This is a genomic window from Bacteroides xylanisolvens, from assembly GCF_018289135.1.
GTDB lineage: Bacteria > Bacteroidota > Bacteroidia > Bacteroidales > Bacteroidaceae > Bacteroides > Bacteroides xylanisolvens.
In genome coordinates this window covers 3,801,550-3,823,123 of the sequence record NZ_CP072216.1, presented here as the reverse complement: position 1 = coordinate 3,823,123, position 21,574 = coordinate 3,801,550, and the positions used below count along the sequence as shown (strand labels likewise).

30 protein-coding genes are annotated in these 21,574 nt (G+C 41.4%); 29 read left to right on the top strand and 1 reads right to left on the bottom strand.

The window, feature by feature from the left end; all coding sequences use genetic code 11:
* Positions 1 to 5: 5 nt before the first annotated feature.
* From rpmC to INE92_RS16190, 23 genes are all read left to right on the top strand, one after another.
* The gene (gene rpmC, locus INE92_RS16300; protein WP_004296342.1) at positions 6 to 203 is read left to right on the top strand and encodes a 50S ribosomal protein L29; all 198 of its coding nucleotides are present in this window, start codon (positions 6 to 8) and stop codon (positions 201 to 203) included.
* Positions 200 to 469, top strand: a complete 270-nt coding sequence (gene rpsQ, locus INE92_RS16295) for a 30S ribosomal protein S17 (protein ID WP_004296341.1) — start codon at positions 200 to 202, stop codon at positions 467 to 469. The genes rpmC and rpsQ overlap by 4 nt, the downstream gene beginning before the upstream one ends.
* Positions 470 to 471: 2 nt before the next feature.
* Entirely contained in the window at positions 472 to 837 is a 366-nt protein-coding gene (rplN, locus tag INE92_RS16290; RefSeq protein ID WP_004296340.1) for a 50S ribosomal protein L14, read from the top strand.
* A gap of 19 nt (positions 838 to 856) precedes the next feature.
* Positions 857 to 1,177, top strand: coding sequence for a 50S ribosomal protein L24 (gene rplX, locus INE92_RS16285; RefSeq protein WP_004296339.1), 321 nt, complete (start codon positions 857 to 859; stop codon positions 1,175 to 1,177).
* Complete coding sequence (rplE, locus tag INE92_RS16280; protein WP_004310886.1) at positions 1,177 to 1,734, top strand: 50S ribosomal protein L5; 558 nt, start codon at positions 1,177 to 1,179, stop codon at positions 1,732 to 1,734. The genes rplX and rplE overlap by 1 nt, the downstream gene beginning before the upstream one ends.
* A 5-nt stretch (positions 1,735 to 1,739) precedes the next feature.
* Positions 1,740 to 2,039: a 30S ribosomal protein S14 gene (gene rpsN / locus INE92_RS16275; protein WP_004310885.1), complete on the top strand. Its 300-nt coding sequence runs from the start codon at positions 1,740 to 1,742 to the stop codon at positions 2,037 to 2,039.
* 52 nt (positions 2,040 to 2,091) lie between these two features.
* Positions 2,092 to 2,487 carry a 30S ribosomal protein S8 gene (rpsH, locus tag INE92_RS16270; protein WP_004296336.1) on the top strand — a complete coding sequence of 132 codons (396 nt, stop codon included), beginning with the start codon at positions 2,092 to 2,094 and terminating at the stop codon, positions 2,485 to 2,487.
* A gap of 15 nt (positions 2,488 to 2,502) precedes the next feature.
* Positions 2,503 to 3,072 carry a 50S ribosomal protein L6 gene (gene rplF, locus INE92_RS16265; protein ID WP_004310884.1) on the top strand — a complete coding sequence of 190 codons (570 nt, stop codon included), beginning with the start codon at positions 2,503 to 2,505 and terminating at the stop codon, positions 3,070 to 3,072.
* A gap of 21 nt (positions 3,073 to 3,093) precedes the next feature.
* A complete protein-coding gene (rplR, locus tag INE92_RS16260; protein WP_004310883.1) occupies positions 3,094 to 3,438 on the top strand; it encodes a 50S ribosomal protein L18 in 345 nt (114 codons plus the stop codon).
* A 5-nt stretch (positions 3,439 to 3,443) separates the two neighbouring features.
* Positions 3,444 to 3,962, top strand: coding sequence for a 30S ribosomal protein S5 (rpsE, locus tag INE92_RS16255; RefSeq protein ID WP_004296333.1), 519 nt, complete (start codon positions 3,444 to 3,446; stop codon positions 3,960 to 3,962).
* 9 nt (positions 3,963 to 3,971) lie between these two features.
* Entirely contained in the window at positions 3,972 to 4,148 is a 177-nt protein-coding gene (rpmD, locus tag INE92_RS16250; protein ID WP_004296332.1) for a 50S ribosomal protein L30, read from the top strand.
* 32 nt (positions 4,149 to 4,180) lie between these two features.
* Positions 4,181 to 4,627, top strand: coding sequence for a 50S ribosomal protein L15 (rplO, locus tag INE92_RS16245; protein ID WP_008023042.1), 447 nt, complete (start codon positions 4,181 to 4,183; stop codon positions 4,625 to 4,627).
* Between the two features lie 4 nt (positions 4,628 to 4,631).
* The gene (secY, locus tag INE92_RS16240) at positions 4,632 to 5,972 is read left to right on the top strand and encodes a preprotein translocase subunit SecY (protein WP_004310881.1); all 1,341 of its coding nucleotides are present in this window, start codon (positions 4,632 to 4,634) and stop codon (positions 5,970 to 5,972) included.
* Positions 5,973 to 5,987: 15 nt separating this feature from the next.
* Positions 5,988 to 6,785: a type I methionyl aminopeptidase gene (gene map / locus INE92_RS16235; protein WP_008023041.1), complete on the top strand. Its 798-nt coding sequence runs from the start codon at positions 5,988 to 5,990 to the stop codon at positions 6,783 to 6,785.
* Position 6,786: 1 nt separating this feature from the next.
* Entirely contained in the window at positions 6,787 to 7,005 is a 219-nt protein-coding gene (gene infA / locus INE92_RS16230) for a translation initiation factor IF-1 (protein ID WP_002558052.1), read from the top strand.
* 8 nt (positions 7,006 to 7,013) lie between these two features.
* Positions 7,014 to 7,130 carry a type B 50S ribosomal protein L36 gene (ykgO, locus tag INE92_RS16225; protein ID WP_002558051.1) on the top strand — a complete coding sequence of 39 codons (117 nt, stop codon included), beginning with the start codon at positions 7,014 to 7,016 and terminating at the stop codon, positions 7,128 to 7,130.
* 33 nt (positions 7,131 to 7,163) lie between these two features.
* Positions 7,164 to 7,544: a 30S ribosomal protein S13 gene (gene rpsM / locus INE92_RS16220; protein WP_004296328.1), complete on the top strand. Its 381-nt coding sequence runs from the start codon at positions 7,164 to 7,166 to the stop codon at positions 7,542 to 7,544.
* 11 nt (positions 7,545 to 7,555) lie between these two features.
* Positions 7,556 to 7,945, top strand: a complete 390-nt coding sequence (gene rpsK, locus INE92_RS16215; protein WP_004296327.1) for a 30S ribosomal protein S11 — start codon at positions 7,556 to 7,558, stop codon at positions 7,943 to 7,945.
* Positions 7,946 to 8,062: 117 nt separating this feature from the next.
* Complete coding sequence (rpsD, locus tag INE92_RS16210) at positions 8,063 to 8,668, top strand: 30S ribosomal protein S4 (RefSeq protein ID WP_004296326.1); 606 nt, start codon at positions 8,063 to 8,065, stop codon at positions 8,666 to 8,668.
* 11 nt (positions 8,669 to 8,679) lie between these two features.
* Positions 8,680 to 9,672: a DNA-directed RNA polymerase subunit alpha gene (locus tag INE92_RS16205; RefSeq protein WP_004296325.1), complete on the top strand. Its 993-nt coding sequence runs from the start codon at positions 8,680 to 8,682 to the stop codon at positions 9,670 to 9,672.
* Positions 9,673 to 9,675: 3 nt separating this feature from the next.
* Positions 9,676 to 10,179 (top strand): 50S ribosomal protein L17, encoded by a 504-nt coding sequence (gene rplQ, locus INE92_RS16200; RefSeq protein ID WP_004313458.1) that lies wholly within the window; start codon positions 9,676 to 9,678, stop codon positions 10,177 to 10,179.
* A gap of 147 nt (positions 10,180 to 10,326) precedes the next feature.
* Complete coding sequence (locus INE92_RS16195) at positions 10,327 to 10,722, top strand: hypothetical protein (protein ID WP_004313459.1); 396 nt, start codon at positions 10,327 to 10,329, stop codon at positions 10,720 to 10,722.
* A 112-nt stretch (positions 10,723 to 10,834) separates the two neighbouring features.
* Positions 10,835 to 11,377 carry a hypothetical protein gene (locus INE92_RS16190; RefSeq protein ID WP_004313460.1) on the top strand — a complete coding sequence of 181 codons (543 nt, stop codon included), beginning with the start codon at positions 10,835 to 10,837 and terminating at the stop codon, positions 11,375 to 11,377.
* Between the two features lie 152 nt (positions 11,378 to 11,529).
* Here INE92_RS16190 and INE92_RS16185 read toward each other — a convergent pair whose 3' ends face one another.
* Positions 11,530 to 13,344, bottom strand: a complete 1,815-nt coding sequence (locus INE92_RS16185) for a MutS family DNA mismatch repair protein (RefSeq protein ID WP_195436374.1) — start codon at positions 13,342 to 13,344, stop codon at positions 11,530 to 11,532.
* 254 nt (positions 13,345 to 13,598) lie between these two features.
* On the opposite strand from INE92_RS16185, the gene INE92_RS16180 reads away from it, so the two are divergent.
* The 6 genes from INE92_RS16180 to hutH all read left to right on the top strand — a co-directional run bounded on the left by INE92_RS16180 (position 13,599) and on the right by hutH (position 21,465).
* Positions 13,599 to 14,243: a DUF6563 family protein gene (locus INE92_RS16180; protein WP_004313462.1), complete on the top strand. Its 645-nt coding sequence runs from the start codon at positions 13,599 to 13,601 to the stop codon at positions 14,241 to 14,243.
* Between the two features lie 540 nt (positions 14,244 to 14,783).
* Positions 14,784 to 16,781 carry a urocanate hydratase gene (locus tag INE92_RS16175; protein WP_074707582.1) on the top strand — a complete coding sequence of 666 codons (1,998 nt, stop codon included), beginning with the start codon at positions 14,784 to 14,786 and terminating at the stop codon, positions 16,779 to 16,781.
* 228 nt (positions 16,782 to 17,009) lie between these two features.
* Positions 17,010 to 17,912 (top strand): glutamate formimidoyltransferase, encoded by a 903-nt coding sequence (ftcD, locus tag INE92_RS16170; RefSeq protein WP_009040604.1) that lies wholly within the window; start codon positions 17,010 to 17,012, stop codon positions 17,910 to 17,912.
* A 138-nt stretch (positions 17,913 to 18,050) separates the two neighbouring features.
* Entirely contained in the window at positions 18,051 to 19,304 is a 1,254-nt protein-coding gene (gene hutI / locus INE92_RS16165) for an imidazolonepropionase (protein ID WP_074707579.1), read from the top strand.
* A gap of 35 nt (positions 19,305 to 19,339) precedes the next feature.
* Positions 19,340 to 19,969 carry a cyclodeaminase/cyclohydrolase family protein gene (locus INE92_RS16160; protein WP_074707576.1) on the top strand — a complete coding sequence of 210 codons (630 nt, stop codon included), beginning with the start codon at positions 19,340 to 19,342 and terminating at the stop codon, positions 19,967 to 19,969.
* Positions 19,966 to 21,465 (top strand): histidine ammonia-lyase, encoded by a 1,500-nt coding sequence (gene hutH, locus INE92_RS16155; RefSeq protein ID WP_004313467.1) that lies wholly within the window; start codon positions 19,966 to 19,968, stop codon positions 21,463 to 21,465. The genes INE92_RS16160 and hutH overlap by 4 nt, the downstream gene beginning before the upstream one ends.
* Positions 21,466 to 21,574 lie beyond the last annotated feature (109 nt).

Genomic DNA, 21,574 nt, shown 5'->3' with positions numbered 1-21,574 from the left:
GTGTTATGAAAATTGCAGAAATTAAAGAAATGACTACTAATGATTTAGTAGAAAGAGTAGAGGCGGAAACAGCTAATTATAACCAAATGGTTATTAATCATTCTATTTCTCCTTTGGAAAATCCTGCTCAAATCAAACAATTACGCAGGACTATTGCGCGTATGAAAACAGAATTGCGCGAAAGAGAACTTAACAATAAATGATCAGCTTGATGGAAGCAAGAAATTTAAGAAAAGAAAGAACAGGGGTTGTGTTGAGCAATAAGATGGACAAGACCATCACAGTTGCTGCCAAATTTAAGGAAAAACACCCTATATATGGTAAGTTCGTTAGCAAAACGAAGAAGTACCATGCTCACGATGAAAAGAATGAATGCAATATCGGTGATACTGTAAGCATCATGGAAACTCGTCCTTTGAGCAAGACTAAAAGATGGAGATTAGTAGAAATAATTGAAAGAGCTAAGTAATTATGATACAAGTAGAATCCAGACTTACAGTATGTGATAACAGTGGAGCGAAAGAGGCGTTGTGTATCCGCGTTTTGGGTGGTACAGGTCGTCGTTATGCTTCAGTGGGGGATGTCATTGTAGTTTCAGTGAAGAGCGTTATCCCTTCTAGTGATGTTAAAAAAGGTGCAGTATCAAAGGCTTTGATTGTACGTACAAAGAAAGAAATCCGTCGTCCTGATGGTTCTTATATACGTTTTGATGATAATGCTTGCGTGTTGTTGAATAATGCAGGTGAAATTAGAGGTAGTCGTATTTTCGGTCCTGTAGCAAGAGAACTTCGTGCTACAAACATGAAAGTTGTGTCACTTGCGCCTGAGGTACTTTAATTTGTAAAAGATTTAAGTAATGAGTAAATTACATATTAAAAAAGGCGACACAGTTTACGTAAATGCTGGTGAAGATAAGGGCAAAACTGGTCGTGTATTGAAGGTTCTTGTTAAAGAAGGACGTGCATTTGTTGAAGGTATCAATATGGTATCTAAAAGCACAAAGCCGAATGCAAAGAATCCACAAGGTGGTATTGTGAAGCAAGAAGCTTCTATCCACATTTCAAACTTGAACCCGGTTGATCCAAAAACTGGTAAAGCAACGCGTATTGGGAGAAAAAAGAGTTCGGAAGGAACTTTAGTGCGTTATTCTAAAAAATCAGGAGAGGAGATTAAGTAATGAGTAATACTGCTAGTCTTAAGAAAGAATATGCAGAGCGTATAGCACCTGCATTGAAATCACAGTTCCAGTATTCTTCTACAATGCAGATACCCGTACTTAAGAAGATTGTAATCAATCAGGGATTAGGTATGGCTGTTGCTGATAAGAAGATTATCGAAGTAGCAATCAATGAAATGACAGCTATTACAGGTCAAAAAGCTGTAGCTACCATTTCTCGTAAAGATATCGCAAACTTTAAGTTGCGTAAAAAAATGCCGATTGGTGTTATGGTAACTTTACGTCGTGAAAGAATGTACGAATTCCTTGAAAAATTGGTTCGTGTAGCTCTTCCTCGTATTCGTGACTTCAAAGGTATCGAAAGTAAGTTTGATGGTAAAGGTAACTATACCCTTGGTATTCAGGAACAAATCATTTTCCCTGAAATAAATATCGATAGTATTACAAGAATTCTCGGAATGAATATTACCTTTGTAACCTCTGCGGAAACAGATGAAGAAGGTTATGCTTTGCTGAAGGAATTCGGTTTACCTTTTAAAAACGCTAAAAAAGACTAATAGATATGGCAAAGGAATCAATGAAAGCACGTGAAGTAAAGCGTGCTAAATTAGTAGCCAAATACGCCGAGAAAAGAGCTGCTTTGAAGCAAATCGTAAGAACAGGTGATCCTGCTGATGCTTTCGAAGCTGCACAGAAGTTGCAAGAGTTGCCAAAGAATTCTAATCCAATTCGTATGCACAACCGTTGCAAACTGACTGGTCGTCCTAAAGGTTATATTCGTCAGTTCGGAATTTCGAGAATTCAATTCCGTGAGATGGCATCTAACGGACTGATCCCAGGCGTAAAAAAAGCAAGCTGGTAATTATTGTTTAAATATTGTCAGGGTAGTCCTGATTAATTTAATTTATTTTTATATGACTGATCCAATAGCAGATTATTTAACGAGGTTGCGGAACGCGATTGGTGCAAAGCACAGAGTTGTTGAAGTTCCCGCTTCGAATTTGAAAAAAGAAATCACTAAGATTCTTTTTGAAAAAGGCTACATCCTTAATTATAAGTTTGTAGAAGATGGTCCTCAAGGAACTATTAAGGTTGCCTTGAAGTATGATTCTGTTAACAAAGTTAACGCAATCAAAAAGTTAGAAAGAATATCTTCTCCGGGTATGCGTAAGTATACTGGTTACAAAGATATGCCGCGTGTTATTAATGGGCTGGGTATTGCTATAATATCTACTTCCAAAGGTGTAATGACTAACAAAGAGGCTGCAGAACTGAAAATCGGTGGTGAAGTCTTGTGTTATGTATATTAATTAGGAGGAATTAGAATGTCAAGAATAGGAAAATTACCCATTAGTATCCCTGCTGGAGTGACAATCACTCTGAAGGATAATGTGGTTACCGTAAAGGGACCCAAAGGCGAAATGAGCCAATATGTGAATCCTGCTATCAATGTTACTATTGAAGACGGACACGTAACTTTAACAGAAAACGATAAAGAAATGCTTGATAACCCGAAGCAGAAACATGCTTTCCACGGTTTGTATCGTTCATTGGTTCACAACATGGTTGTGGGCGTATCTGAAGGTTACAAGAAAGAACTGGAACTTGTAGGTGTAGGTTATCGTGCTTCAAACCAAGGTAACATCATTGAGCTGGCTTTAGGTTATACACACAATATTTTCATTCAATTACCTGCTGAGGTAAAAGTTGAAACGAAGTCTGAAAGAAATAAGAATCCTCTTATTATATTGGAATCGTGTGACAAACAATTGCTTGGTCAAGTTTGCTCTAAAATACGTTCTTTCCGTAAGCCTGAACCATACAAGGGTAAAGGTATTAAGTTTGTTGGCGAAGTAATTCGTAGAAAGTCTGGTAAATCAGCCGGCGCTAAGTAATTCATATAAAATTAGATTATTATGACAACAAAAATAGAAAGACGAGTTAAGATCAAATATAGAGTACGCAACAAAATTTCAGGTACTACTGAATGTCCGCGTATGAGTGTATTTAGAAGTAACAAGCAAATTTATGTCCAGATTATCGATGATCTTTCTGGTAAGACACTGGCTGCTGCTTCTTCTTTAGGTTTGACTGAGAAAGTCGCTAAAAAAGAACAAGCTGCTAAAGTTGGTGAAATGATTGCTAAAAAGGCTCAGGAAGCAGGTATAACTACTGTTGTTTTCGACCGTAATGGTTACTTGTATCATGGGAGAGTAAAAGAAGTAGCTGATGCTGCTCGTAACGGTGGACTTAAATTTTAATCATTATGGCAGGAGTTAATAATAGAGTTAAGATTACTAACGATATAGAACTGAAAGATAGATTAGTTGCTATTAATCGTGTTACTAAAGTTACCAAAGGTGGTAGAACTTTTAGTTTCTCTGCAATCGTTGTTGTAGGTAACGAAGAAGGTATCATTGGTTGGGGACTTGGTAAAGCAGGTGAAGTAACAGCTGCTATCGCTAAAGGTGTTGAGTCAGCTAAAAAGAACCTGGTGAAAGTACCTATTTTAAAAGGTACTGTTCCTCATGAACAATCAGCTAGATTTGGTGGTGCTGAAGTATTCATCAAACCTGCATCTCACGGAACCGGTGTTGTAGCTGGTGGTGCTATGCGTGCTGTATTGGAAAGTGTTGGTGTTACTGACGTTTTGGCTAAATCTAAAGGTTCTTCGAATCCGCATAATCTTGTTAAAGCTACAATTGAAGCTTTGAGTGAAATGCGTGATGCAAGAATGGTTGCTCAGAACAGAGGTATTAGTGTTGAAAAAGTATTTAGAGGATAAGGAGGAGATATGTCAACTATAAAGATTAAACAAGTTAAAAGTAGAATTGGTGCTCCAGCTGATCAGAAAAGAACTCTTGACGCACTGGGACTTCGTAAACTGAACCGTGTGGTTGAACACGAAAGCACTCCTTCAATTCTTGGAATGGTAGATAAAGTAAAACACTTGGTTGCCATTGTTAAGTAATTATTTGTTGAATAATAAAACGAAATTACAATATGAACTTAAGTAATTTAAAACCTGCTGAGGGATCTACTAAGACAAGAAAAAGAATTGGACGTGGTGCTGGTTCTGGCTTAGGTGGTACTTCTACAAGAGGTCATAAAGGAGCTAAATCAAGATCTGGATACTCTAAGAAAATCGGTTTTGAAGGTGGTCAGATGCCTCTTCAACGTCGAGTTCCTAAATTTGGTTTCAAGAATATTAATCGTGTTGAATATAAAGCTATCAACTTGGATACTATCCAGAAACTTGCTGAAGCTAAAAGCTTGGCAAAAGTTGGTGTAAACGACTTTATCGAAGCAGGATTTATTTCTTCAAATCAGTTGGTAAAAGTATTGGGTAACGGAACTCTGACTAACAAGCTGGAAGTAGAAGCTCATGCATTCTCTAAGACTGCAACTGCTGCTATTGAAGCTGCTGGTGGAACTGTAGTAAAACTCTGATTCAATGAGAAAAGCTATTGAAACATTAAAGAATATATGGAAGATTGAGGATCTGAGACAGCGGATCCTCATCACCATATTGTTCGTGGCAATTTACCGTTTCGGATCGTATGTCGTATTACCGGGTATCAATCCGGCGATGCTGGCAAAATTGCACGAACAAACAAGTGAAGGCCTTTTAGCCTTGTTAAATATGTTCTCTGGAGGAGCATTTTCTAATGCCTCTATTTTTGCATTAGGAATCATGCCTTATATCTCTGCATCTATCGTAATCCAGTTATTGGGAATCGCTGTACCGTATTTCCAGAAGTTGCAACGCGAAGGTGAGAGCGGCAGAAGAAAAATGAATCAATATACTCGTTACTTGACGATTGCTATATTGTTAGTTCAGGCCCCTTCTTATTTGCTCAATCTTAAAATGCAGGCTGGCCCTTCCTTAAATGCTTCATTAGATTGGACTCTGTTTATGGTTACCTCTACCATTATTTTGGCAGCAGGTAGTATGTTTATTTTGTGGCTTGGTGAAAGAATTACTGATAAAGGTATTGGTAACGGTATTTCATTTATCATCTTGATTGGTATTATCGCTCGTTTCCCTGATGCTTTGTTGCAAGAAGTTGTATCCAGAGTAGCAAATAAGAGCGGTGGTCTGATTATGTTTATAATTGAAATCGTATTCTTATTATTAGTGATTGGCGCTGCTATTCTTTTGGTGCAAGGTACAAGAAAGATTCCTGTACAGTATGCAAAAAGAATTGTTGGTAACAAGCAATATGGTGGTGCTAGACAGTATATCCCTTTAAAGGTGAATGCTGCCGGTGTTATGCCTATCATTTTTGCTCAGGCAATCATGTTTATTCCAATTACATTTATCGGCTTTTCAAATGTAAATGATGCAGGCGGTTTCTTGCATGCGTTTACAGATCATACAAGTTTCTGGTATAATTTTGTCTTTGCGGTAATGATTATATTATTTACGTATTTCTATACTGCAATTACAATTAATCCGACTCAGATGGCTGAGGATATGAAGAGAAATAATGGTTTCATCCCTGGTATTAAACCGGGAAAGAAAACAGCAGAGTATATTGATGATATAATGTCTCGTATCACTTTGCCGGGTTCTTTCTTCTTGGCTTTAGTTGCTATTATGCCTGCTTTTGCCGGTGTATTCGGAGTGCAAGCAGGATTCGCTCAATTCTTCGGCGGTACATCTTTGTTAATTCTTGTAGGTGTTGTTCTTGATACCCTGCAACAGGTTGAAAGTCATTTGTTGATGAGACACTATGATGGTCTGTTGAAATCTGGTCGTATTAAAGGACGCGCTGGTGTAGCGGCATATTAATTCTTTAGATTAGAAATGATATTTCTTAAAACAGAAGATGAAATAGAATTGCTCCGTCAGAGTAACCTGCTTGTTGGTAAAACTCTTGCAGAGGTTGCCAAACTGGTGAAGCCTGGTGTAACTACACGTGAGTTGGATAAAGTTGCTGAAGAGTTCATTAGAGATCATGGGGCAACTCCAACTTTCAAAGGATTTCCGAATCAATATGGAGAACCGTTTCCCGCATCTCTCTGTACTTCTGTCAATGAACAGGTGGTACATGGAATCCCAGGGGATATCGTACTGAAAGATGGTGATATCGTATCAGTGGATTGCGGAACTTACATGAATGGTTTCTGTGGTGATTCTGCTTATACTTTTTGTGTAGGAGAGGTAGACGAAGAGATTCGTAACTTGTTGAAGGTAACTAAAGAAGCGTTATATATTGGCATCCAGAACGCAGTGCAAGGTAAAAGAATTGGTGATATCGGATATGCTATTCAGCAATATTGTGAGTCTCATTCTTATGGTGTAGTGCGTGAGTTTGTTGGCCATGGCATCGGTAAAGAGATGCACGAAGATCCTCAGGTTCCTAACTATGGTAAAAGAGGATATGGACCATTGATGAAAAGAGGCCTTTGCATAGCGATAGAGCCGATGATAACATTGGGAGACCGACAAGTGATAATGGAAAGTGACGGATGGACTGTGAGGACCAGAGATCGTAAATGTGCTGCACATTTTGAGCATACGATAGCTGTTGGAGCTGGTGAAGCTGATATTTTGTCTTCATTCAAATTCATAGAAGAAGTTTTAGGAGATAAAGCAATATAATATGGCAAAGCAATCTGCAATAGAACAAGATGGAGTTATAGTTGAAGCATTGTCAAATGCAATGTTTCGTGTTGAATTAGAAAACGGACATGAGATTACCGCACATATTTCAGGCAAGATGAGGATGCATTACATCAAGATCCTGCCGGGAGATAAAGTGAGAGTCGAAATGTCTCCTTACGACTTATCGAAAGGAAGAATTGTGTTTAGATATAAATAAAATAAGATATGAAAGTAAGAGCATCATTAAAGAAACGCACGCCAGAATGTAAGATCGTTAGACGTAATGGCCGTTTGTATGTTATTAACAAGAAAAATCCTAAGTATAAACAACGTCAAGGATAATTTGTTATTTTTGCAAAAAAAATAATTTAGTATATGGCTATAAGAATAGTTGGTGTAGATTTACCTCAGAACAAAAGAGGTGAAATTGCGTTGACCTATGTATATGGAATAGGTCGCAGTAGTTCAGCAAAAATTTTAGATAAAGCTGGTGTAGATAAAGATCTGAAGGTTAAAGACTGGACAGATGATCAAGCTGCTAAGATTCGTGAGATTATCGGTGCAGAGTATAAAGTAGAAGGTGATCTTCGTTCTGAAATCCAATTGAACATTAAGCGATTAATGGATATTGGTTGCTATCGTGGTGTACGTCACCGTATTGGTCTGCCTGTTAGAGGTCAGAGCACTAAGAACAATGCACGTACTCGTAAGGGTAGAAAGAAAACCGTTGCTAATAAGAAAAAAGCTACTAAATAATAATTGTTGATATGGCAAAAAAAACAGTTGCAGCTAAAAAGAGAAATGTGAAAGTAGACGCTAATGGACAGTTGCATGTTCATTCATCTTTCAACAATATTATTGTTTCTCTTGCAAATAGTGAAGGGCAGATTATCTCTTGGTCATCTGCTGGTAAAATGGGATTTAGAGGTTCTAAAAAGAATACTCCTTATGCAGCTCAGATGGCTGCCCAGGATTGTGCAAAGATTGCATTCGATCTTGGCCTGAGAAAGGTAAAAGCATATGTGAAGGGTCCAGGTAACGGACGTGAGTCTGCTATTAGAACTATCCACGGTGCTGGTATCGAAGTTACTGAAATCATTGACGTGACTCCGCTTCCACATAATGGTTGTCGTCCTCCGAAAAGACGTAGAGTTTAATTTACCTTTAACTTACACAATGATCTTGATTTTGTTTTTGGATTACATTAATTTCTCTCTGTAATCGCGGCTGCAACAAATTGAGTTCATGAATAAACAATTAAATATTTAAAAGAAATGGCTAGATATACTGGACCAAAATCGAGAATCGCCCGTAAATTCGGTGAAGGAATCTTTGGAGCTGACAAAGTTTTGTCAAAGAAGAACTATCCTCCCGGACAACATGGTAATTCAAGAAAAAGAAAAACTTCTGAATACGGTGTGCAACTTCGTGAAAAACAGAAAGCTAAATACACCTATGGAGTTTTGGAAAAACAATTCCGCAATTTGTTTGAAAAAGCAGCTACTGCTAAAGGTATTACCGGTGAGGTACTTCTTCAATTGCTGGAAGGCCGTCTTGACAACGTAGTATTCCGTTTGGGTATTGCTCCTACACGTGCTGCTGCTCGTCAGTTGGTTAGTCACAAGCACATCACTGTAGATGGTGAAGTAGTAAACATTCCTTCATTTGCAGTAAAACCAGGACAATTGATTGGTGTTCGTGAAAGATCTAAGTCTTTGGAAGTAATTGCTAATTCTCTTGCAGGTTTCAATCACAGCAAGTATGCTTGGTTGGAATGGGACGAGGCTTCAAAGGTTGGTAAAATGTTGCACATACCTGAAAGAGCAGACATTCCTGAGAACATTAAAGAACATTTGATCGTTGAATTGTATTCTAAATAATAATTAATTTCATGGCGATATTAGCATTTCAAAAACCTGATAAAGTATTAATGTTGGAGGCGGACTCCAGATTCGGTAAATTCGAATTCCGTCCGTTGGAACCGGGTTTTGGTATTACTGTAGGTAATGCATTACGCCGTATCCTTCTTTCTTCATTAGAGGGTTTTGCTATCACTACTATCAGAATCGATGGTGTGGAGCATGAATTTTCTAGTGTACCTGGAGTAAAAGAGGATGTTACCAACATTATCTTGAATCTGAAACAAGTGAGATTCAAGCAAGTAGTTGAAGAGTTCGAGAGCGAAAAAGTGAGCATCACTGTCGAGAATTCCAGTGAATTTAAAGCAGGTGACATAGGTAAGTATTTGACTGGATTTGAAGTGTTAAATCCGGAATTAGTTATTTGTCATTTAGATTCTAAGTCAACTATGCAGATTGATATTACCATTAACAAAGGTCGTGGTTATGTACCTGCTGATGAAAATCGCGAGTATTGCACGGATGTTAATGTAATTCCAATCGACTCTATTTATACACCGATACGTAATGTCAAGTATGCTGTAGAAAACTTCCGTGTAGAACAGAAGACTGACTACGAAAAGCTAGTGCTTGAAATTAGTACCGACGGTTCTATACACCCGAAAGAAGCGCTGAAAGAAGCTGCAAAAATTCTGATTTATCACTTCATGTTGTTCTCTGACGAGAAGATCACGCTTGAAAGTAATGATACTGACGGCAATGAAGAGTTTGATGAAGAAGTATTGCACATGCGTCAGCTGTTGAAAACTAAACTCGTTGATATGGACTTGTCAGTTCGTGCCCTCAATTGCTTGAAGGCTGCTGACGTAGAAACTCTCGGCGACTTGGTACAATTCAACAAAACTGACCTACTGAAATTCAGAAACTTCGGAAAGAAATCGCTTACCGAGCTTGATGATTTGCTGGAAAGTCTGAATCTGTCGTTTGGAACCGACATTTCTAAATATAAATTAGATAAAGAATAAAAAATGAGACATAATAAAAAATTCAATCATTTAGGTCGTACTGCTTCTCATAGAAGCGCTATGTTATCTAACATGGCTTGCTCTTTGATCAAGCACAAAAGAATCACTACGACTGTTGCAAAGGCGAAAGCTTTGAAAAAGTTTGTTGAGCCTTTGATTACTAAGTCTAAAGAAGATACTACGAACTCTCGTCGTGTTGTATTTAGCAACTTGCAAGATAAGATTGCAGTAACAGAGTTGTTCAAAGAAATCTCTGTTAAGATTGCTGATCGTCCGGGTGGTTATACTCGTATTATCAAGACTGGTAACCGTTTGGGTGACAACGCAGAAATGTGCTTTATTGAGTTGGTTGACTACAATGAAAACATGGCTAAGGAAAAAGTTGCTAAGAAAGCTACTCGTACTCGTCGTTCGAAAAAAGCTGCTGAAGCTGCTCCTGCTGCTGTTGAAGCTCCTGCAACTGAAGCTCCTAAGGCTGAAGAACCAAAAGCTGAATCGGCTGAATAATTTTACAGTTATTCTTATAGATATAAAAAAGGCTACCTTCGAAGGTAGCCTTTTTTGTTTGTCTGCCGTTTATTAATACTAAGATACATTAAAATATATCCTAATTAAACTTTTCATAGAGAGAATCTGTTATATTTGCAGGTGAATATGGCAAAATTTGTAAAGGTAATATTGTTTCTGTTGCTGACAGTTGCTTTTCATAGCATAGCAGGCAATGTCTCTACCGAAAGAATGGTGGATAAGCAGGGGTGTGATATTACATATGCTATGGGGCAGCGTGGGGAAATCTGTGCACCCGATCTTCCGGGTAAGCCTGTGGCTGAATTGACCAATTTGCAGAGCCATCAAATATCTGTGACACGTATTCAACGTGTACAGCTTGGAGAATATTTCTTTTCTTTAAAGAATGCGCTACAAGGTTGTGCTGATCGTGAGAGCTCACTATCACAACACTGGGGGCGGATTTATGATACAACAACTTCCTATTATTGCCAGCCATCGAGTGAATACTATGTATACACCTTGAGGCGTATAATTATTTAGCAGTATATTTATTGGTATTGTTTATTTTGTGGTTACTGGTATCTTCTGTATACTGGTGATACTACTTCTTTTTATCTTTATATTTTTACTAATAAATTAAACTTTAAATATTATGGCAACTACTCAAACGATTGATGCTACTATATTCGCATCTACACACCCCGATATCGCTAAACGCATAAGTGTTTCAGGAGTTTTAATCTCTTCTGTTATGTTATTGATTGGTATTTTAGCTTTTGCTTCAACATTCGAATTGGATGACAAGTCTTCTACAACCAGTATGGCTTTGATGGTTTTGGGGACAGGTTTATTCCTTATCGGAATTTTCCGTCTTTTCTGGAAATCAAAGGAGGTTGTTTATTTACCAACAAAAAGTGTGGCTAAAGAGCATAGTGTATTCTTTGATTTGAAGCATATGGATGCTTTGAAAAATCTTGTAAATTCGGGTTCATTCTCCGCTGATTCGAAAATAAAAAGCGAGGCTAGTGGTAATATACGTATGGATGTGATACTTTCTGCTGATAAAAAGTTTGCAGCTGTACAGTTATTCCAATTTGTACCTTACACGTATCAGCCAATAACATCGGTGCAGTATTTCACTAATGAAAAAGCTTCTGCGATAGTCGCTTTTTTGTCGAAAAGTAAAATACAATAAGTATATATCTATAACACCTGTTTGACTTTGTTTTTTCCGACACATTAAAACTATGCAGTTTGAAACTTTATATTGAGTTTGCTGCTACTAAATAAAACAGGTTTTAGATGTTACTGTAAAAGATAACTTTGATTTTCATACGAAGATGGGGATTAGTCGTTAATGACGGCGATCCCCATTTTTTTCATTAAGAAGCAGGCGTTCATGTTTTGAGCAACTCCGTTTCTCATTTGATATGAGAAGGTGAGTTCATTGTTGGTAATGTCGGCTTCGAAACAGTAATTTCGGATATTTTGTGGGAAGGACTCTATTAAAGTCCCTAATAACAAGTCATGGGTGGCGATGATACCGTTGGCGTTCATGTGCATGAATTGTTTGATAAGGGCGAAAGAGCCTTTCTGTTTGTCCATGGAGTTGGTGCCTTTCAGTATTTCATCAAGGATGATGAAAAGCTCTTCCCCGGCTTCAAGTTTGTCTATGATTAATTTAAGTCGCTTGAGTTCTGCAAAGAAATAAGATTCGTTGTCAGCTAGGGAATCACTGGTTCGAAGGCTGGTAACGAGACGGGCCGGATATATTTTCATTTGCTTTGCCCAAACGGGAGCTCCTATACATGCCAGTAGATAGTTTACTCCTACAGTACGTAAATAAGTACTCTTGCCTGCCATATTGGCGCCTGTGATTATAATAAAGAAAGGACGTTTTTCAATGTCTATTCCGTTACGCACACATTGGTTGCGATCCATTAGGGGATGCCCCAAGGCTTCAGCTTGTAGGTGGAAAGATTGAGCAGCGATAGTGGGGTAAATATAATCCGGATGGTTATATGCGAATGTTGCCAGGGAACAATAGGCATCTATTTCTCCGATTGTTTCTATCCATCGGGGTAGGTCGGATGCATGAATCTCTTTCCACTTCTCGATTCGCATCACCTGTCGTAGCTCCCAAAATATCAGTCCGTTGAGTATAGTACTCATGAGCAGATTGCTTCGTTGATCGAGTGCGTTCATCAGTTTAGAAAGCTGGCGGACTGCTTGAGAAGCGGTTTGATTTTGACTTGTAAGGTCCGCTTTTAACTCTTGTAGTATATGACTGTGCATTTCTTTTTGTTCAGTGAGCAGAATTTGGTCAGCGTATGTCGAAAGAATCTGCAGCTTTTCTCCGTAGGTTGTTTGCAGTTTAGTGATTCCTTTAGAGAAAATAGTACTGAATAATACAAAGCAGACAAATACTCCTCCTGCGATGTTAGCCGAGATAATACCTGAAATGGCTAGACTTATACATAAGAAATTAATGACTGTAACCGCTATTGGGAGGATACGCAAGAGCGTACGTTTTCGATAATAACTCGGACTGGTTGCCCATTCTTTGATTTCGGTGGTATCGGCAGGTTTTCCTTTATAGAGTAATCCGAGTAAGCGGATTTGTTGGCGATATTCCAAATCGGTGGAGAGTTCCCGGATGGCTTCCTGGCGGTGGTCAATAGCTGCTTTATTTTCCAGATGTGCATTGAACCAGTTTGCGAGATGTTGCTTGCCGATAGGGGTTGCGGTGCGGTTGATATATTGGAAAAGAGAGTGCTCGCCAAATACATCCAGATCAAGAGTGTAGAGGTGAGACGGGTTAATGAATTCTTTTCCATCGTCAAAATCGGAAAAATCATATTGCATGGCACGTAGTTCCTGCTCGTTGATTTCTATTTTCTTTTTCAGAAAGTCTTTCCGGTAGAACCAGAAATTATGGCGTTTTACTAACCAAATGAATAAGATAAAGGGTAGGGCAGCGAATGCAGAGAGGCATAGCCAACCGTCAGACCAAAAAATAATGGCATTTGCTACGGCTCCTACGAATAAGATAAGTCGGAGAAGACTTATATAATAGATGCGTTTCCGTGCATTCTGTAACTCCAGCTCTGTTTCCTGAATGATTTGCTGATATGTGGTAATGATCTGTTCTAGTTTTTCCATGACAAATTTAAATCTTTTGCGCAAAGGTAATATAATTCATAACGGTCGGGATAGGAGCTTGTTTTTGTCAAGAGTAGATTTACTGTTTATTAACGGAAGTAGGAAGATGTGTGGGCTTGGATTATAACTCGTCTTGATAATGTTGTTGTTAGCTGGAAGAAATTTTCAATATTTCTTTTCTCATTCTTGCATTTATCCGCTAAAATATATAACTTTCCACTCGAAAAGGCGTTAGACAGGAAAGGAGGATGCTTATGAAGAAAGGATGTATCTTATGTTTGCTGATAAGCGTGATTAGCCTTCCGTTAATTGCGCAGAATATTATTTATTCCAACCTGAAAGAGTTGCTGACTCAACATGGCGATACCACTGCTGTGTTGCGTGTAGAAAAACGTTCCAGAAATCAGATTGTATTAACAGGAGGGGCTGATTACCGGATAACGGCCGGTGATGACGAGTCGATGTGCCGGCGTTTGAAGAAGCGTTGTTTTGCTGTGCGTGACGAAAAAGGAAATTTATATTTGAACTGTCGTAAGTTGCGCTATAAGAAATTGCGTTTTGGAGCATGGTATGCTCCTGCTGTTCAGTTAGGTAAAAACATCTATTTTTGTGCGATGCCTTTAGGATCAGTCATCGGAGGCAACTTTGTGGAAGAAGATGATGTAAAACTAGGAGGAAATATAGGCGATGCTCTTGCCGCTTCAAGTCTGGTTACAAAACGTGTTTGCTATGAATTGAATGGTGAAACGGGAAAAGTCGACTTTCTGGGGAAAGATAGAATGCTGCAATTATTGAAGAATTATCCGGAACTGAAACAAGCATATTTGAAAGATGATAGTCAGGAGGCAAAGCATACTTTTAAATATCTGTTAGAGTTGCAGAATAAACAAAAGAAATAATTCCATTAGTTTCGGTTGGTATAGTATGAAAAGCCCTATCAATAATACAATCATCTATATAATGATATTATTGAGATGCGGGTTACGCTAGTTATACAAATTCCACCGATTTCATAGCGTTGATTTTAGAAGGGGCTGCTATTTGCTTTACTAAAGATTCTCTTTTATTTTAATGAAAGGGTTCTTACCAATGATCCTTCCATTCATTTTAATGAAAAATCTATTTTTAGCTTTAGTGAAGCTCCACCATTTGTTTTAATGATAGTTTTGCTATTTACCGTAATGCCCCCCCTGCTATCTACTTTAATGAAAGATCTATCTATCTGTTTTGACAAAACGGCCTGTATTCGTGCCTGTATAAAAGCATAAGAGAGTTTTGACATCGCTTGTGTCATGTTCTTCTATCAAACTGTAAATGTAATAATACCTTTCTGATAATAAATCTGTCAAATCTCTTGTCTTTTATCTTCTTTTTTTCTATCTTGCGAAGAGTTATAAGACTGTATTGCTTACAGTTTGTAATCCTTAATTCTGTTTATTATGAGAATAACTCTTGGCAACACACTACCTCCTTATCCGGATTTTGTAGAAGGTATCCGGAGAGCTCCCGACCGTGGTTATACACTTACCCCGGCGCAGACAATCACTGCATTAAAAAACGCTTTGCGTTATATTCCTACCGAGTGGCACGAACAATTGGCTCCTGAATTGATGGAAGAGCTACGCACTCGCGGGCGGATTTACGGATACCGTTTCCGTCCTGCCGGCGACCTGAAAGCCAAACCGATTGATGAATATCGGGGACAATGCATTGAAGGCAAAGCTTTTCAGGTAATGATTGACAATAACCTTTGCTTCGATATAGCATTATATCCCTACGAACTAGTCACTTACGGTGAAACCGGACAAGTCTGCCAAAACTGGATGCAATATCGACTGATAAAACAATACCTCGAAGAACTTACCCAAGAACAGACGCTGGTTATTGAGTCCGGACATCCATTAGGGCTTTTCCGCTCCCGTCCCGATGCTCCCCGCGTTATAATAACCAATTCGATGATGATCGGGCAATTCGACAATCAACATGATTGGCATATTGCTGCCCAGATGGGAGTTGCCAATTACGGGCAAATGACCGCTGGCGGCTGGATGTATATCGGTCCTCAAGGAATTGTGCATGGCACTTTCAATACCCTCCTCAATGCCGGGCGATTGAAACTGGGGATTCCCCAAGACCAGGATCTGCGGGGACATTTATTTGTATCTTCCGGCTTGGGAGGAATGAGCGGCGCGCAACCCAAAGCGGCGGAGATAGCAGGAGCAGTCTCCATCATAGCCGAAGTAGATAGTTCGCGTATTGAAACCCGCCACCGCCAGGGATGGGTGGGACACGTGACTGCGGATATGGCCGAAGCATACCGGATGGCATCTCAAGCAATGCAACATCGTGAACCCTGCTCGATAGCCTATCACGGCAATGTCGTAGACCTGCTCGAATATGCCGAACGCGAAAGAATTCCTATTGAATTATTATCCGATCAAACCTCCTGTCATGCCGTTTACGAAGGCGGTTACTGCCCTGCCGGACTAACTTTTGAAGAACGCACACGCCTTCTTCACGAATCTCCGGAACAATTCCGTCACTTGGTAGATATATCCTTGCATCGTCATTTCGAAGTTATCAAGAAACTCGTAGCCCGCGGAACTTATTTCTTTGATTATGGAAACTCCTTCATGAAAGCTATATACGATGCCGGAGTAAAAGAAATCTCCCGTAATGGTGTTGATGAAAAGGACGGATTTATCTGGCCAAGCTATGTTGAAGATATTATGGGACCCCAACTCTTTGATTATGGCTACGGTCCGTTCAGATGGGTTTGCTTGAGTGGCAAACACGAAGATCTGATAAAAACAGACCACGCAGCTATGGAATGTATCGACGTCAATCGGCGCGGTCAGGATCTTGACAATTACAACTGGATACGGGATGCCGAAAAGAATCAGCTCGTGGTGGGTACACAGGCACGTATTCTGTATCAGGATGCAGTCGGGAGAATGAACATAGCCCTCCGTTTCAATGAGATGGTCCGCCGGGGCGAAGTAGGTCCTATCATGCTGGGACGAGACCATCACGATGTAAGCGGAACGGATTCTCCTTTCCGGGAGACATCGAATATCAAAGACGGAAGCAATGTGATGGCAGATATGGCTGTGCAATGTTTTGCCGGAAATTGTGCCCGCGGAATGAGCCTGGTAGCTTTGCACAATGGTGGTGGAGTCGGTATTGGTAAAGCAGTCAATGGCGGCTTCGGTATGGTATGCGACGGTAGCGAACGGGTAGATGAAATACTCCGTTCGGCAATGCTCTGGGATGTGATGGGCGGAGTAGCCCGTCGCTCATGGGCGCGTAATCCGCATGCGATGGAGACAAGCGAAGCATTTAATGACTCCCATGCAAGAGACTATCAGATAACAATGCCGTATGTAGCGGACGAAGAACTTATAAAGAAGATAGTCCCATATATTGTGGGAAAATAGTATCACATATTATGGGAATTTATTCTCTTAATATGAGAGAATAAATTCCCATAATATATGGAACTGTTTAAACATATAGCTGTTTAGTATAAACCATGCGGTGATTCGGTATGAAACTCGTGTGAACCGTGCCTGATTATATAAGGACTATTGGTAAAGAGCACTTGTTTAATGTAAAACATATAGTTATCCAGTTGAATATAACCTCTATAATAATAGATATTTGATATGAGTTGGAATAAAATTATTGAATGCGTCCCCAATTTTAGCGAGGGACGTGATTTAGAGAAAATAGATCAGATAGTAGCCCCTTTCCGTATTAAGGCCGGGGTAAAACTGCTTGATTACAGTAATGATGAAGACCATAACCGTCTGGTTGTAACTCTTGTCGGCGAGCCGGAAGCTCTGTACGAAGCAATCGTTGAAGCCGTCGGTGTGGCTGTCCGTTTGATAGACCTGAATCAGCATACCGGGCAACATCCCCGTATGGGAGCAGTAGATGTCATCCCTTTCATCCCGATTAAGAATACCAGCATGGAAGAAGCCATCGAACTATCCAAGAAAGTAGCCGCAAAAGTAGCCGAGATCTATCATCTTCCTGTCTTCCTGTATGAGAAGTCCGCAACTGCGTCGCATCGGGAGAATCTCGCTTCTGTCCGTAAAGGAGAATTTGAAGGCATGGCCGAAAAAATCAAACTACCCGAATGGCAACCAGATTTCGGACCTGCCGAACGTCATCCAACCGCAGGTGCAGTCGCCATCGGAGCCCGTATGCCGCTCGTAGCCTACAATATAAATCTTAGTACGGACAATCTGGAAATAGCTACCAAGATAGCAAAGAATATCCGCCATATCAATGGAGGGCTCCGTTATGTGAAAGCAATGGGAGTGGAGCTAAAGGAGAGAAACATCACCCAGGTATCCATAAACATGACCGACTATACCCGTACTGCCCTTTACCGCGCCTTCGAACTGGTACGTATCGAAGCCCGCCGCTATGGTGTTACGATTGTCGGTAGTGAAATCATTGGCCTCGTACCGATGGAAGCCCTGATTGATACAGCTTCCTACTATCTCGGACTCGAAAACTTTTCCATGCAGCAAGTCTTGGAAGCCCGTATCATGGAATAGCCGGTAAAGAAATATGTTAGCGAATATTCAATCCAAATCAGAACGGATGTTTTACAGGAGAACCTGCCTGATAAAAAACAACGGATCAAGAAGCAGGATGAATGAAACAAGAATAAACCAAGATAAATCGGATAATTTATGAGTGAAAACCTAATCATATTCAATGCCCGTATCGTAACTCCCATCGGCTTTTCCGCCCGTAAAGGCGAAGAAATGTCCCAACTGCAAGTCATAGAGAACGGAACCGTGGAAGTCACCAAAGGAATCATCACCTACGTTGGTGAGAACCGTGGCGAAGACCGCGACGGTTACTATCAACACTACTGGCATTATAACGCTCGCGGACACTGCCTCTTGCCCGGCTTCGTCGATTCCCATACCCATTTTGTATTTGGCGGAGAACGTTCCGAAGAATTCTCCTGGCGTCTGAACGGCGAAAGCTATATGTCGATTATGGAGCGGGGAGGCGGAATTGCAAGCACCGTAAAAGCCACCCGGCAAATGAACTTCCTGAAACTTCGTTCAGCAGCTGAAAGCTTTCTGAAAAGAATGAGCACAATGGGCGTAACCACCGTAGAAGGTAAAAGCGGCTACGGACTGGATCGGGAAACCGAACTATTACAGCTAAAGGTAATGCGCAGCCTGAACAACACCGAGCATAAACGTGTCGATATAGTCTCCACCTTTCTCGGTGCCCATGCCCTTCCCGAAGAATATGCAGGAAGAAGCGACGAATACATCGACTTCCTGATTCGTGAAATGCTTCCCCTTGTCCGTGACGGCGAACTGGCAGAATGTTGTGATGTCTTTTGCGAACAAGGCGTTTTCTCTATCGAACAGTCCCGCCGCCTGCTTCAGGCAGCCAAGGAACACGGCTTTCTGTTGAAACTCCACGCTGACGAAATCGTCTCCCTCGGTGGAGCTGAACTGGCAGCCGAACTGGGAGCACTGTCTGCCGATCACCTCCTGCACGCTTCCGATGCCGGCATCCGTGCAATGGCCGATGCCGGAGTAGTAGCCACCCTGTTACCTTTGACAGCTTTTGCTCTGAAAGAACCCTACGCACGCGGTCGTGAAATGATTGACTCCGGCTGTGCGGTAGCACTTGCCACCGACCTGAATCCCGGCAGTTGTTTCTCCGGTTCTATCCCGCTGACCATTGCTCTGGCCTGCATCTATATGAAAATGAGCATCGAAGAAACCATCACCGCCCTGACCCTGAACGGAGCTGCCGCCCTTCAGCGAGCCGACCGGATCGGAAGCATCGAAGTAGGCAAACAAGGCGATTTTATCGTTCTCAATTCCGACAACTATCATATTCTACCTTATTATATAGGCATGAACTGTGTAATCATGACTATTAAAGGCGGTATGCTGTATCCCGTCGCTTAATAGTTGACTCAATTAATCACTTAAAACAAAATACCATGTTAGCAGATTTAACCGTAAAAGATTTCTTAGATAAAGTAGCTTGCAGCGACCCTGTACCCGGTGGAGGTAGTATTGCCGCTTTGGATGGAGCACTGGCTTCCGCCCTTTCCACAATGGTAGCACGGCTCACCGTAGGAAAAAAGGGATACGAAGCCAGTGAAGAAGTAATGCAGCACGCACAAACAATCACCCACCGTCTGCTGGACGAATTTATTGCCCTTATCGATAAAGATTCCGCTGCCTACAACGAAGTCTTTGCCTGCTTCAAACTTCCTAAAACAACCGACGAAGAGAAAGCTGCCCGAAGTGCCGCCATTCAGGAAGCAACCAAACAAGCCGCCCTCGTTCCGTTGGAAGTAGCCCGCAAAGCACTGGATATGATGTCCGTCATAGCAGATGTTGCCCGCTTGGGCAACCGCAATGCCGTCACAGATGCCTGTGTAGCCATGATGGCCGCCCGTTCCGCCGTATTGGGAGCCTTGCTGAACGTCCGTATCAACCTCGGTTCGCTCAAAGACAGAGATTTTGTCCTCCAATTGCAAACCGAAGCCGATACAATCGAGCAAACCGCCTGCCGGAGAGAAAAAGAATTGTTGGATGCCGTAAATCAAGACCTGCGCGTATGAGTAAGAATGTATATCATATTGGTTCCGGAGCATTAACCTTCGAAATCATCGAACGAATTATCAACGAAAACCTAAAACTGGAACTAGCTCCCGAAGCCAAGTTGCGCATCCAGAAATGTCGCGACTACCTCGACCACAAAATAGCTTCTTCCGAAGAACCGCTGTACGGTATAACAACCGGTTTCGGCTCTTTATGTACCAAAAATATTTCTCCCGACGAACTCGGTACGCTTCAGGAGAACCTGATAAAAAGCCATGCCTGCAGCGTAGGCGAAGAAATTCGCCCCGTCATCATCAAACTGATGATGCTTCTCAAAGCCCACGCCCTCTCATTGGGACATAGCGGCGTACAAGTAATCACTGTGCAGCGCATCCTCGACTTCTTCAACAATGACGTCATGCCCATCGTCTATGACCGCGGTTCTCTTGGAGCTTCCGGCGACCTTGCTCCGCTCGCCAATCTTTTCCTCCCCCTGATCGGTGTCGGCGATGTCTACTATAAAGGGAAAAAGTGCGAAGCCATCAGCGTACTCGACGAATTCGGCTGGGAACCCGTCAAACTAATGAGTAAAGAAGGACTGGCCCTGCTCAACGGCACCCAATTTATGAGCGCCAACGGTGTATTCGCTATGCTCAAAGCCTTCCGCCTCTCGAAAAAAGCCGACCTCATAGCCGCCCTTTCCCTCGAAGCCTTTGATGGTCGTATCGACCCGTTTATGGACTGCATCCAGCAAATCCGCCCCCATCAGGGACAAATCGAGACAGGCGAAGCCTTCCGCAAACTACTGGCCGGTAGCGAACTGATCGAACGTCACAAAGAACACGTTCAAGATCCCTATTCCTTCCGCTGCATCCCGCAAGTACACGGTGCCACGAAAGATGCTATCCGCTACGTTGCCTCCGTATTGCTGACCGAAATCAATTCCGTCACGGACAACCCCACCATCTTCCCCGATGAAGACCGGATCATCTCCGGCGGAAACTTCCACGGGCAACCGCTTGCCATCTCTTATGACTTCCTTGCCATCGCTTTGGCCGAATTGGGAAATATCTCCGAACGCCGTGTCTCCCAACTGATTATGGGACTCCGCGGACTACCTGAATTCCTGGTTGCCAACCCCGGTCTGAACTCCGGCTTTATGATTCCGCAATATGCCGCCGCTTCGATGGTCAGCCAGAATAAAATGTACTGCTATGCGGCTTCGAGCGACTCCATCGTCTCCTCCAACGGACAGGAAGACCACGTAAGTATGGGCGCCAACGCTGCTACCAAACTTTATAAAGTGATGGACAACCTGGAACATATCCTTGCCATTGAACTGATGAATGCTGCACAAGGCATTGACTTCCGTCGTCCGCTGAAAACTTCTCCCGTTCTTGAACGTTTCCTTCATGCCTATCGGAAAGAAGTGCCTTTTGTGAAAGATGATATCGTGATGTACAAGGAGATACATAAAACAGTCGCCTTCCTGAAGAGGACACAAATTGACTATTGACCATAAACCAACCCTTTTTCGCTTTTCGTTAATAATGGTGACTGTTGTTGCCGGGTAAGTGTTGATTCTATCGACATTTATCCGGCATTTGTCGATTATAATCCCTCTG

Bases quoted from the DNA above. Each gene is read 5' to 3' on its own strand.
- rpsM (WP_004296328.1), top strand. From the start codon at position 7,164: ATGGCTATAAGAATAGTTGGTGTAGATTTACCTCAGAACAAAAGAGGT.
- ftcD (WP_009040604.1), top strand. From the start codon at position 17,010: ATGAGTTGGAATAAAATTATTGAATGCGTCCCCAATTTTAGCGAGGGA.
- rpsN (WP_004310885.1), top strand. From the start codon at position 1,740: ATGGCAAAGGAATCAATGAAAGCACGTGAAGTAAAGCGTGCTAAATTA.
- INE92_RS16175 (WP_074707582.1), top strand. From the start codon at position 14,784: ATGAGAATAACTCTTGGCAACACACTACCTCCTTATCCGGATTTTGTA.
- map (WP_008023041.1), top strand. From the start codon at position 5,988: ATGATATTTCTTAAAACAGAAGATGAAATAGAATTGCTCCGTCAGAGT.
- rplR (WP_004310883.1), top strand. From the start codon at position 3,094: ATGACAACAAAAATAGAAAGACGAGTTAAGATCAAATATAGAGTACGC.
- rpsE (WP_004296333.1), top strand. From the start codon at position 3,444: ATGGCAGGAGTTAATAATAGAGTTAAGATTACTAACGATATAGAACTG.
- INE92_RS16180 (WP_004313462.1), top strand. From the start codon at position 13,599: ATGAAGAAAGGATGTATCTTATGTTTGCTGATAAGCGTGATTAGCCTT.
- hutI (WP_074707579.1), top strand. From the start codon at position 18,051: ATGAGTGAAAACCTAATCATATTCAATGCCCGTATCGTAACTCCCATC.
- rpsD (WP_004296326.1), top strand. From the start codon at position 8,063: ATGGCTAGATATACTGGACCAAAATCGAGAATCGCCCGTAAATTCGGT.
- INE92_RS16205 (WP_004296325.1), top strand. From the start codon at position 8,680: ATGGCGATATTAGCATTTCAAAAACCTGATAAAGTATTAATGTTGGAG.
- hutH (WP_004313467.1), top strand. From the start codon at position 19,966: ATGAGTAAGAATGTATATCATATTGGTTCCGGAGCATTAACCTTCGAA.
- rplN (WP_004296340.1), top strand. From the start codon at position 472: ATGATACAAGTAGAATCCAGACTTACAGTATGTGATAACAGTGGAGCG.
- rpmC (WP_004296342.1), top strand. From the start codon at position 6: ATGAAAATTGCAGAAATTAAAGAAATGACTACTAATGATTTAGTAGAA.
- infA (WP_002558052.1), top strand. From the start codon at position 6,787: ATGGCAAAGCAATCTGCAATAGAACAAGATGGAGTTATAGTTGAAGCA.
- INE92_RS16160 (WP_074707576.1), top strand. From the start codon at position 19,340: ATGTTAGCAGATTTAACCGTAAAAGATTTCTTAGATAAAGTAGCTTGC.
- INE92_RS16185 (WP_195436374.1), bottom strand. From the start codon at position 13,344: ATGGAAAAACTAGAACAGATCATTACCACATATCAGCAAATCATTCAG.
- ykgO (WP_002558051.1), top strand. From the start codon at position 7,014: ATGAAAGTAAGAGCATCATTAAAGAAACGCACGCCAGAATGTAAGATC.
- rplF (WP_004310884.1), top strand. From the start codon at position 2,503: ATGTCAAGAATAGGAAAATTACCCATTAGTATCCCTGCTGGAGTGACA.
- rpsQ (WP_004296341.1), top strand. From the start codon at position 200: ATGATCAGCTTGATGGAAGCAAGAAATTTAAGAAAAGAAAGAACAGGG.
- secY (WP_004310881.1), top strand. From the start codon at position 4,632: ATGAGAAAAGCTATTGAAACATTAAAGAATATATGGAAGATTGAGGAT.
- INE92_RS16195 (WP_004313459.1), top strand. From the start codon at position 10,327: ATGGCAAAATTTGTAAAGGTAATATTGTTTCTGTTGCTGACAGTTGCT.
- rplX (WP_004296339.1), top strand. From the start codon at position 857: ATGAGTAAATTACATATTAAAAAAGGCGACACAGTTTACGTAAATGCT.
- rplO (WP_008023042.1), top strand. From the start codon at position 4,181: ATGAACTTAAGTAATTTAAAACCTGCTGAGGGATCTACTAAGACAAGA.
- rplQ (WP_004313458.1), top strand. From the start codon at position 9,676: ATGAGACATAATAAAAAATTCAATCATTTAGGTCGTACTGCTTCTCAT.
- INE92_RS16190 (WP_004313460.1), top strand. From the start codon at position 10,835: ATGGCAACTACTCAAACGATTGATGCTACTATATTCGCATCTACACAC.
- rpsH (WP_004296336.1), top strand. From the start codon at position 2,092: ATGACTGATCCAATAGCAGATTATTTAACGAGGTTGCGGAACGCGATT.
- rpsK (WP_004296327.1), top strand. From the start codon at position 7,556: ATGGCAAAAAAAACAGTTGCAGCTAAAAAGAGAAATGTGAAAGTAGAC.
- rpmD (WP_004296332.1), top strand. From the start codon at position 3,972: ATGTCAACTATAAAGATTAAACAAGTTAAAAGTAGAATTGGTGCTCCA.
- rplE (WP_004310886.1), top strand. From the start codon at position 1,177: ATGAGTAATACTGCTAGTCTTAAGAAAGAATATGCAGAGCGTATAGCA.